The sequence below is a fragment of the Actinomadura fibrosa genome, from assembly GCF_900659615.1.
Lineage (GTDB): Bacteria > Actinomycetota > Actinomycetes > Streptosporangiales > Streptosporangiaceae > Spirillospora > Spirillospora fibrosa.
In genome coordinates, this window is the sequence record NZ_CAACUY010000286.1 from 1 (window position 1) to 10,101 (window position 10,101).

At 74.6% G+C, this 10,101-nt stretch carries 8 protein-coding genes; 5 read left to right on the forward strand and 3 right to left on the reverse strand.

Annotated features, from left to right (window positions below):
• From E1300_RS43000 to E1300_RS43015, 4 genes are all read left to right on the forward strand, one after another.
• A partial coding sequence (locus tag E1300_RS43000) for an alpha-glucosidase C-terminal domain-containing protein (RefSeq protein WP_207400283.1) occupies positions 1-409 on the forward strand: 409 nt, incomplete at its 5' end.
• Positions 396-1,820 (forward strand): maltokinase N-terminal cap-like domain-containing protein, encoded by a 1,425-nt coding sequence (locus E1300_RS43005; protein ID WP_131763042.1) that lies wholly within the window; start codon positions 396-398, stop codon positions 1,818-1,820. The genes E1300_RS43000 and E1300_RS43005, both read left to right, overlap by 14 nt.
• A gap of 137 nt (positions 1,821-1,957) precedes the next feature.
• Positions 1,958-3,121 (forward strand): C40 family peptidase, encoded by a 1,164-nt coding sequence (locus tag E1300_RS51940; RefSeq protein WP_242619764.1) that lies wholly within the window; start codon positions 1,958-1,960, stop codon positions 3,119-3,121.
• 34 nt (positions 3,122-3,155) lie between these two features.
• Complete coding sequence (locus tag E1300_RS43015) at positions 3,156-4,154, forward strand: aldo/keto reductase (RefSeq protein WP_131763047.1); 999 nt, start codon at positions 3,156-3,158, stop codon at positions 4,152-4,154.
• Positions 4,155-4,182: 28 nt separating this feature from the next.
• On the opposite strand, the gene E1300_RS43020 is transcribed toward E1300_RS43015, so the two are convergent.
• Complete coding sequence (locus E1300_RS43020; protein WP_165503251.1) at positions 4,183-5,349, reverse strand: Rieske 2Fe-2S domain-containing protein; 1,167 nt, start codon at positions 5,347-5,349, stop codon at positions 4,183-4,185.
• Between the two features lie 200 nt (positions 5,350-5,549).
• On the opposite strand from E1300_RS43020, the gene E1300_RS43025 reads away from it, so the two are divergent.
• Positions 5,550-6,971, forward strand: a complete 1,422-nt coding sequence (locus tag E1300_RS43025) for a cytochrome P450 (protein WP_131763044.1) — start codon at positions 5,550-5,552, stop codon at positions 6,969-6,971.
• On the opposite strand, the gene E1300_RS43030 is transcribed toward E1300_RS43025, so the two are convergent.
• Positions 6,884-8,500 (reverse strand): hypothetical protein, encoded by a 1,617-nt coding sequence (locus E1300_RS43030; protein ID WP_131763045.1) that lies wholly within the window; start codon positions 8,498-8,500, stop codon positions 6,884-6,886. The two genes, E1300_RS43025 and E1300_RS43030, sit on opposite strands and share 88 nt — an antisense overlap.
• A 216-nt stretch (positions 8,501-8,716) precedes the next feature.
• On the reverse strand, positions 8,717-9,688 hold the full coding sequence (locus E1300_RS43035; RefSeq protein WP_131763046.1) for an isoprenoid biosynthesis enzyme family protein: 972 nt from the start codon (positions 9,686-9,688) through the stop codon (positions 8,717-8,719).
• Positions 9,689-10,101: the final 413 nt, after the last annotated feature.

Sequence of the window (10,101 nt, forward strand, 5' to 3'; positions counted from 1 at the left end):
GGCCCAGACCAACAACCCCGGGTCCCTGCTGCACTGGACCCGCAAGATGATCGAGATCCGCCAGCGCCACCCCGTCTTCGGCGTCGGCTCCTACGTCGAACTGTCGGCCTCCAACCCCTCCGTCCTCGCCTTCACCCGCGAGATCGGGGAGGACGACACGCAGCAGTGGGGCGGGATGGACACCGTCCTGTGCGTCAGCAACCTCTCCCGGTTCCCACAGCCGGTCGAACTCGACATGCGGCGATTCCAGGGCTATTCACCCGTCGAGTGCATGGGCGGCGTGCAGTTCCCCGCCATCGGCGAACTGCCCTACCTGCTCACCCTCCCCGGACACGGCTTCTACTGGTTCCAGCTCACGCCTCCGGACGGTGCCGAGGCAGCGAAGGCGGCCGACCGTGCTACCACCTGAGGACGTCCTCACCCGCGACCTGGCGGAGTGGTTGCCCAAGCAGCGGTGGTTCGGCGGCAAGGACAGCCCGATCGACGAGCTGTCCATCGGCACCGCGACCGAGCTGCTCCCCGGCGACCCCGCGCTGCACCACCTCGTCCTGGACGTCCGCCAGGGCACCGCCACCGACCGGTACCAGCTCCTGCTCGGCGTCCGGCACGACCTGCCCGACCGGCTGCTGCACGTGGAGATCGGCCTGCCGGACCCGGACGGCGCGGCGCCGCGCCTCTACGACGCCGCCCACGACCCGGACCTCACGCGGACCCTGCTGGACCACCTCGCGTCCGAGGCGTCCGTCGGGCCGCTCCGCTTCCACCGCGTGAGCGGCGCCGCCATCCGGACGGACCTGACGAGCCTGCCCATCACCGCCGAGCAGAGCAACACCTCGCTGCTGTTCGGCGACGACTACATCTGCAAGCTGTTCCGCCGCCTGAGCCGCGGCGTCAACCTCGACCTGGAGGTCAACCTCGCGCTCACCCGCGTCGGCTGCACGCACGTCGCCGCCGTCCGCGGCTGGATCGAGCTGGAGGCCGGCGGCGACGGCGACGGGGCCGAGCCCGTCACGCTCGGGCTCCTGTCGGACTACCTCCGCACCGGCGCGGACGGCTGGAGCCTAGCGATCGCGAGCGTGCGCGACTGGTACGCGCACACCGTCACGCCCGCCGAGGACGAGTGGGCCGAGCTGGACGCCAGCGTCGCGGGCGGCGACTTCGCGGCCGAGGCCGAGCGGCTCGGCGCCGCCACCGCCGAGGTCCACCGGGCGCTCGCCGAGGCGTTCGGCGTGACGACCGTCCCGGCGGACGAGGTGCGCGCCGCGGCCGCGCGGATGAACGAGGAGCTCACCGCGACCTGCCGCGCCGTACCGTCCCTGGCGCCGCACGCGAAAGCCCTCACCGGCGCCTTCATCGACCTGGCCGCGCAGGCGGAGCCCCTGCGCGTCCAGCGCGTCCACGGCGACTACCACCTCGGCCAGGTCCTGCGCACCGAGTCCGGCTGGACGGTGCTCGACTTCGAGGGCGAGCCCGCCCGCACCCCCGGCGAGCGCCGCGCCCTCGCCCACCCGCTCCGCGACGTCGCCGGCATGCTCCGCTCCTTCGAGTACGCCGCCCGCTTCCTCATCACCAAGTCCGGCACCGTGCCCGCCGAGTCCCACCGGGGGCTGGAGACGCGCGCGCACGCCTGGGCGGCCCGCAACCGCGCCGCGTTCTGCCGCGGCTACGCGGCGGCCGGCGGACCCGACCCCGCCGCGCACGCCGTGCTGCTGCGCGCGTTCGAATTCGAGAAGGCCGTGTACGAGGTCCGCTACGAGGCGCGGAACCGGCCGGCCTGGCTTCCGGTCCCGCTGAAATCGCTCGCCCATCTGACCTCATGATCAAAGACACGAAACGGCGCACCAAATCCCGGACCATGATCATGTAAAATCGGCGCGTTCTCCAGATCCCGGGGCGGATGGCGGGTACCCGAACTGTCGGCAGTAGATCATCCGACAACGGAAACCGGAGACTGGAAATGCGGGCAGTACGCCACTCGTATCGGGAGAATTCGCTTCGGCCGCCGCTCGGCCGTATCGGCGCCGTCCGGACGGCGATACGAAAACCGAGCATCCTGCGCACCGCCGTCACGGCGGCGGCGACGGGAATCGTCGTCGTCCTCCCGGTCGGGGCGCAGGCGATGGCACGGCTCAGCCCGTCCGTGATCCACAAGCTCGCCCTGGATCCGGTGACGCTGAGCAAGGTCCGGGAGTACGACCGGTACCGGACGCAGGAGGCGGCGCAGCGCAGGCGGGCCCGCACGGCGCTCGCGTTCGCCCGCCGGCAGATCGGCAAGCCCTACCGCTGGGGCGCGGCCGGACCGGCCGGGTTCGACTGCTCCGGCCTCGCGATGGCCGCGTGGCGCCGGGCCGGCGTGGTGCTCCCCCGCGTCACCTACTCGCAGTACTCGGCGGTGAAGCGGAAGGTCGGGCTGAAGGACCTGCGCCCCGGCGACCTCATCTTCTTCCGCGGCCGCGCCCACGTCGGGATGTACGTGGGGAACGGCCGCTTCCTGCACGCCCCGAACAGCGGCTCGCGGATCCGGATCGACAGGCTCGGCCCGGCCCGCCTCAGGCAGTTCGCGGGCGCCGTCCGTCCCGGGGCTCCGGTCCGCAGGAGGTGGTCGCCGTCCATCAGGCAGCTCGTCGCGAAGATCGACCGGATGAGCGCCGACGCGGACCCGGCCGCGCAGCGTCCACCGGACACCGGGCCGAAGCCACCGGCCGGCATTCCAGCGGAACCCCTCGGCACCCTCCCCGCACCATCCGCGGGCGTCCTCGCACCCGCCACCGCCACGACCACGACCACGCAGGACGCCCAGGCGGCGCCGGACGGTCAGGCGTCGTACCACCTCCAAGCAGCACCCGACGACCAATCCCACCCCGCACAGACCGAGTCCGCCGAGCCCGCCGCGCAGGCACAGCCCGGCGACCAGGTTCAGCCGGCCGCCGCGCAGGACACCCAGCAAGGCGCGCATCCGGACGTCCAGCAGGACGCGCACGAAGACACGCACTCCGTCGCGCAGCCGGTCGAGCAGCCCGTCGCGCAGCCGGCCGAGCACGCCGACGATCGACCCGAGCCGCGACCCCAGGTCGAGCCGGTGGTCCAGCCCCTCGTCGCGACACCCGAGGACCCGGTTTGACCTGAAGCGCACTCCAGGTGCTTGGCTGGTGTCCATGGACTACACGCAGCTCGGCCGCACGGGGTTGAAGGTCAGCCGCCTGGTGCTCGGCACGATGAACTTCGGGCCGCAGACCGACGAGCCCGGCAGCCACGCGATCATGGACGCGGCGCTGGACGCCGGCATCAACTTCTTCGACACCGCGAACGCCTACGGCTGGGGCGCGAACAAGGGCCGCACCGAGGAGATCATCGGGAGCTGGTTCGCGCAGGGCGGCGGCCGCCGCGAGAAGACCGTCCTCGCGACGAAGGTCTACGCGAACATGAACGCGGAGCCCACGGCGTCCTGGCCGAACACCGACAAGCTGTCGGCGCTGAACATCCGCCGCGCCGCCGACGCGTCGCTGAAGCGGCTCGGCACCGACTACATCGACCTCTACCAGTTCCACCACATCGACCGGGCGACGCCCTGGGACGAGATCTGGCAGGCGCTCGACGTCCTCGTCCAGCAGGGCAAGGTCCTGTACGTCGGGTCGTCCAACTTCCCCGGCTGGGGCATCGCGCAGGCCAACGAGAACGCCGCCCGGCGCGGGACGCTCGGCCTGGTCAGCGAGCAGTGCCTGTACAACCTCATCGAGCGGCGCGCCGAGATGGAGGTGATCCCGGCCGCCGCCGCCTACGGGCTCGGCGTCATCCCGTGGTCGCCGCTGCACGGCGGTGTGCTCGGCGGCGTGCTGCGCAAGGAGCGCGAGGGCGGCGCGTCGCGGTCGCGGTCCGGACGGGCGGCGGAGATGCTGGCCGACCCCGCCGAGCGGGCGCGGATCCAGGCGTACGAGGACCTGTGCGACAAGCACGGGCTGCGCCCCGGCGACGTCGGGCTGGCCTGGCTGCTGTCCCGCCCGGAGGTCATGGGCCCGATCGTCGGCCCGCGCACCCGCGAGCAGCTCGACTCCGCCCTCCGCGCGGTCGAGCTGGAGCTGTCCGCGGAGTTCCTCGCCGCGCTGGACGAGATCTTCCCCGGTCCGGGCCCGTCCCCGGAGGCCTTCGCCTGGTGACGGGGACGGGCGTCCGCGGCCGCGGATGTCAGCCCACCACCACGGCGTCGCCCGGCACGGCGGCGGGGGATCCGGTGTAGAACTGGGCCGCCCACCGGCGGTAGGCGGTGATGGGTCCGTCGCCGCCCGCGAGCCTCGGGCGGTCCAGGTACGTCCGGGTGTTCCAGATCGGGAAGTCCTGGCGCACGTCCGCCCACATGGTCGGGCCGATGACGTGCGTGGCGAACCGGGCGACCGGATCGGCGAGGACGCGCGGGCGGCGCGGCCGGTGGAGGCGCAGGGCGAGCAGGGCCCGGAACTCCAGCTCGCCGTCACCGCCGGTGGCGCCGGACGCCGTCCAGGGGACGACCGGGGTCTGGAGGAAGAGGGCCTGCACCTCCAGGCCGAGCCTCGGGACGACGCCGCGCGCGGAGTTCACGCCGAGCCCGTACGCGCGGGCGGTGAAGCGGAACTCCAGCGCCCCGAGCGGCGGGAAGTTCCGCCGGGTCACGACGTCGGCGCGCATGCGCGGCCCGTCGAACTCCAGGTTCTCGACGCGGGCGCTCCGGTAGCCGTGCAGGGCGGTGAAGTGGCCCATGTCGACGGTGTTCTCGACGATGTCCTGCGGGTGGGCGGTGAGCCGGTGGAACCGCCTGATGGGCGCGGGGAAGCCGTCCCGCATGACGGACGGGACCTCCCACCGGGGCGGGCCGCCGGACGCGTCCCACCAGACGAGCAGCGCGCCGTCGGACTCGCGGACCTCCAGCAGCGACAGCCGCGTGCGCGGCGGGGGCGCGCCGTTGCCGGTGCGCACGCACGTCCCGTCCGCGGCGAAGGCGAAGCGGTGGAACGGGCAGACGAGCTCCTCCCCCTCGACGGTGCCGCCGTGGCCGAGGTGCGCGCCGAGGTGCGGGCAGTACGGGCGGACGGCGCGCGGCGTGCCGCCCCGGGTGCGGTAGAGCACGACGTCCTCCCCCATGAGCCTGCGGCGCAGCACCTGCCCGGGGCGCAGCTCGGCACCGAACGCGACGCCGTACCAGCCGTCCGGACGGGCCGGCGGCAGCACGCGCCGGGCGGAGTCGCGACGCGGCACCGCGCCGGTGCCGGAGCGGAGCGCCGCGTTCTTGCCGGAGTGGGGGGTCGCGTCCATTTCGGAGGGCGACGTCTCGTCCGCGGCACAGTGCGGCGTCATGTCCGTACCGAAGTGCGGCGTCATGTCCATATGATGGCCTTTCCTGCACTCGGGTATCCGTTATCGAGGTGACGGTTCCGGCAATTTCCTCGTCCGGCTCGCCGGAAACTCCGACCCGGATAGATTTTCTCTTGCCACGCCAAGACGACGCCTTTTTCTCGTGCGCCGACAATCGACCGGACCGAGCGGAGGGCGTCCCCGAAGCACACCGTGACGGAGGTCGCATGCGAGCCCCGACCATCCCCCGCGCCCCCGGGCGGCTGCCGCTGCTCGGGCACGCCCACCGGCTGGCCCGCGACCCGGTCGGGTTGCTCCAGGAACTGCGGGGATGCGGGCCGATCGCGGCCTTCCACGCCGGGCCGCGCCCGGTGTTCGTCGTCAACGCGCCCGACCTGCTGCGCCGCGTGCTCGTCACGGACGCGGGCTCCTACGTCCAGGGGCTGGCCTACGAGCGGAGCAGGCCGTTCCTCGGCGACGGGCTCGCCACCGCGGACGGGGACGCGCACCTGCGGCAGCGGCGGCTGATGCGGCCGGCGTTCCACCGGGCGCGCCTGCGCGGCTACGCCTCGGTCATGCGTGCGCAGGCCGAGGCCCTCGCCGCCTCGTGGGGGGACGGCGACCGCGTCGCGCTGGACGCGGCGCTGCACCGCGCGAGCGCCGCCGGGGCGCTGCGGGCCCTGTTCCGCACGGACCTGGACGACGCCGCCGTCGCCGAGATCCACGCCTGCGTGTCGACGTTCCTGCGCGAGATCCCGCTGCGGGCCGTGCTGCCGCGCGCCGCCGGGCGCGTCCCGACCCCGGGGAACCGGCGGTTCACGCGGGCCGCCGCCCGGCTCCGGGAGATCGTCGACGGCATGGTCGAGGAGCGCCGGCGGGACCCCGCCGCGGACGGCCGCGACGACCTGCTGTCCGCGCTGACGACCGCGCGGGACCCCGGCACCGGCGCCGCCATGACGCCCCGGCAGGTGCGGGACGAGGTCATGACGGTCCTCGCGGGCGGGTCGGAGACCGTCCCGTCCACGCTGTCGTGGCTGTACCACGAGCTGGGCCGCAACCCGGACGTCCAGGAGCGGCTGCAAGGCGAGCTCGACGAGGTCCTCGCCGGACGGCCCGCCGGGTTCGACGACCTGCCCGCGCTGGCGTACACGCGGCGCGCCATCGACGAGACGCTGCGCCTGCACAGCGTGGCGTGGATGATGTCGCGCCGCGCGCGCACCGACGTCGAGCTGGGCGGGCACCGCATCCCCGCCGGGTCGGAGCTGCTGTTCAGCCCGACGACGCTCCACCGCGATCCGGTGCTTTATCCCGACCCCCTCCGTTTCGATCCCGACCGGTGGCTCTCACCCCCGCCCAGAGAGCATTTCGTGCCATTCGGCGCGGGCCCCCGGAAATGCATCGGCGACCATTTCTCCTATGTCCAGATGACCGTCGTCGCCGCGACGCTGTCGGCCCGCTGGTCCGTGTCGCCCGTGCCCGGGAACCGCGTGCGGATGAGCGCCGCCGGGGCCCTCCGCCCGGACGCGCTGCCGATGGTCGTGACGCGCCGCCCCGGCGACGCTCACGGTGCGGCCGTGTGCGACGAGCGGGCGGCGGCGACCACGGCACCGGCCAGCACCGTGGAGGACGACACGGCCAGCGGCGTGTAGAGGCCCCGCCCCACCCACATCTCCGGGAACGGGCCGTCAAGGTGCCGGCGCAGGTAGCGGCGGGCGCCGTCCCACACCGATACGGGCACCCGGGCGCCCTGCCGCGCCAGGGCGTCCAGGTTGAGGACGGCGCAGCCCGTCTCCTCCGGCGTGCCGCGCCCGTACCAGCCCCACGACCCGTCCGGCCGCTGCGTCTCCAGCAGCCACCGCAGCGTGCCGTCCAGGCGCATGGCGGTCGCCCGGGTCAGGGCGTACGTCACCTGAGCGGTCGCGTAGTACGGCGACACGTGCCATTTGTCGTACCACCAGGCGCCTTCGCGGCGCGCGTCAAGCAGGAAGCCGGTGACCTTGGCCATCGGCCGCGCGTACGCCGCCCGGCGCAGCGCGAGCGCCTCCAGCACCCGCGCGTTGGGGGTGACGGAGCCGTCCCGCTCGCCGGGGTAGGTGACGAAGCACCGCTCCCCCTCGAACGCGAGCAGCCCGTCCAGCAGCCCGAGGACGTCGTGCCCCGCGGCGTGCAGCACGATGATCGCCATGGCGCTGTCGTCGGGGTCGGCCAGCGGGAACCCCGCGCTCAGCCCGAGCCGCCCGTGCGTGCCGAGCAGCGCGCGGAGCCACCGCGCCGCGCGGGCGGCGCCGGGCCGCCGGGCGTCCGCGAGACCGGCGCGCTGGAGGTTGTGCAGCACCCACGCCGTCTCGAACACCTCGGTCGGATACAGGGACGGGACGCCGCCGTCCGGGAAGCGGCGCGCCAGGTCGTCCAGGTAGCCGGCCGCCGCCCCGCCGCCGCCCGCCGACCAGAGCGCGGCGGTGGCCGACGGCGAGTTCGCGAGCGACCCGTCCGGGCCGCTGAACCGCGCGAGAGCCCGGTGAGCCGGATCCGCGCCGATCGCCTCAAGCGAGTACAGCAGGGAGGTCGGCTCGCTCAGGAGGCGCTCCCGCGGGATGAGCTCCAGCTTCCCCTGCCGCGTCCGGGCGAGGTCGTCCCAGTCCCGGTACGGGAGGTCCAGCCCCCGCGCCGACGCGACGCCGAGCAGGAGCGGCACGGCCAGCTCGAAGCCCATCGTCTCCCCGACCGGAGCGCGGCGCCAGCCGGTCGAGTGGCCGCGCAGGTAGGCCAGCCCCGCCCGGACGGCGTCCGCGCGGCCCGGCGGCGACGCCCCCGCATCGGTGAGCGCCACGACGGCGGCCAGCGTGCAGACGGTCCGGTCGTGCGGGAACGCGACCTCACCGCCCCAGGAGCCGTCCGCTCGCTGATGCTCGACGAGCCAGCGCAGCGACCGCGGGTACCGGACCGCGCCGCCCGGGTCGCGCAGCCGTCCCAGCCACGCCGTGGTGTACGGACACGCCCCGAACGACCCGCCGCCGTCCGCTCCACCGCCGTCCAGCCCGGCGAGCAGCGCCTCGACCCGCTCCTCCACCGGCAGGTTCGCGCGAACCTCCCGCCCGTCCACCCGCAGCTCGGCGACCCCTCGCCCGCTCAACCCCAGCCCGCGCGTCCCGACCTCGACAACACCCTGCTCGATCAAGCCATCCCCTCACCACTGCCATCACCGCGCACGCCCGGCCGCGGCCGCCAGACTGCGCACTCCGACCACACGTCCAACCCCACGAACGCCTGCCCCGATCGCACCTCCGCCACACCCGCAAAGCGACTCTATGTGCACAGGCGAGCACTCTAAGTACATGGCAGCCGGACGACTACGGATGCGCGGGTCGGTAGCGAATGCTGACAAATCCGCTGGTCATGCGGCGTGCCCGGCGTCGATCTGCTCGTAGTGGCGGACGGACCACAGGAGCTGGCGTTCCAGTGCGAGGGCCGGGCCGGGCGCGGACTCGGCGAGCGTGTCCAGCGCCCGGCGGCAGCGCTCGACGTGGCCCGCCAGCAGGCGGCGCGCCCGCTCCGCGGGGAGCCCGAGGGCGAGTGCGTCGAGGACGCCTTCCCCGCGTTCGCGCTGGTGGCCGCGCAGGTCGTTGGCCAGCCGCACCGCGACGCACGCGTCCCGGAGGGGGCGCCGCAGCGCGGGCAGGAGGCCGGGCCGGGTCACGTCCGGCATGTCCGACCACATGGCGAGGACGAGCGGGGCGAGCGCGATGCTCGCGGCGCCGTGCCGGAGGTAGGCGCCGAGGAGCGGCGGGGGCCCGCCGGCCGCCACCCGGCGCGCCGCCTCGTACTCGAACAGCGCGCCGGCGAGCGCCGCGTCCGCGGCCCGGCGCCACCAGGCCAGGACGCCCGGCGCCACCGCCACCGCGTCCCGGATCTGCGCGAGCGCCGCCCCCAACGCGCCAACCTGACCGCCCTCCCAAGAGACAGCCGCACCGCCGAAGGCGCCCTCCCCGTACGGGGGCGGTTCGGCGTTTGTGGTGGGGGTGGGTGGGGCTTGGGCTGTTGCGCGGAGGGCGGCTAGGCCTGCGCGGAGGCGGGCGGGGTCGTGGCGGGCGGGCGGGCCGTCCGTCCAGGCGTCCAGGGCGAAGATCCAGAGGCCGGTCCGGGCGGTCAGGTCCGCGCCCGCGCCCGACAGCCAGGGGGCGACGAACGCGGCCGGCAGGCTGCACAGCGGCGCGAGCCCCGGGTCGAACGGGGGCCCGAGGCGCGCCGCCCACGCCGCCGAGCGCGCCGTCAGCCGGGCCGCGACGACGGCCGCGTCCGCGGCGGCGACCACGTCCAGCCGCCGGCAGGCGTCCCGCCGGTCCTTCTCGCGCACCGCATCGTCCATTGCCATCCTCTCGCCGGCGCTTTCCAACGGCATGCCACGTCAACGGGCTGTCCATGCCGCCGGCGGGCCAATCGGCGCCCGGCACGCCGCGGGAGGGGTTTTGCCGGACGCGGTTCGCGTCCGCCCCGTCCTTTTGCCGGGTCAAGAAAAGGTCTGATAAGGGCATGGGAAAGGCAATTCCGGCGCACCCGGCCCCGCCTTTCCGGTGTTCGGGATCGTTCGGTTTACGTTGGGTCGCGACCGGCCGCGGGGACGCGTGGCGAGGAGCACCGGGAGGGACGAGCATGACCGCGACCGACACGCCGGCCACGTCCGCGGACGGCGCCGGGAGCGCGCGGGAGGCGGAGCGGGCGCTCGCGGGCGCCCGGGCCCTCCTCGACCCCGCGCTGCGCGCCGCGGTGCACGGCCTGCCC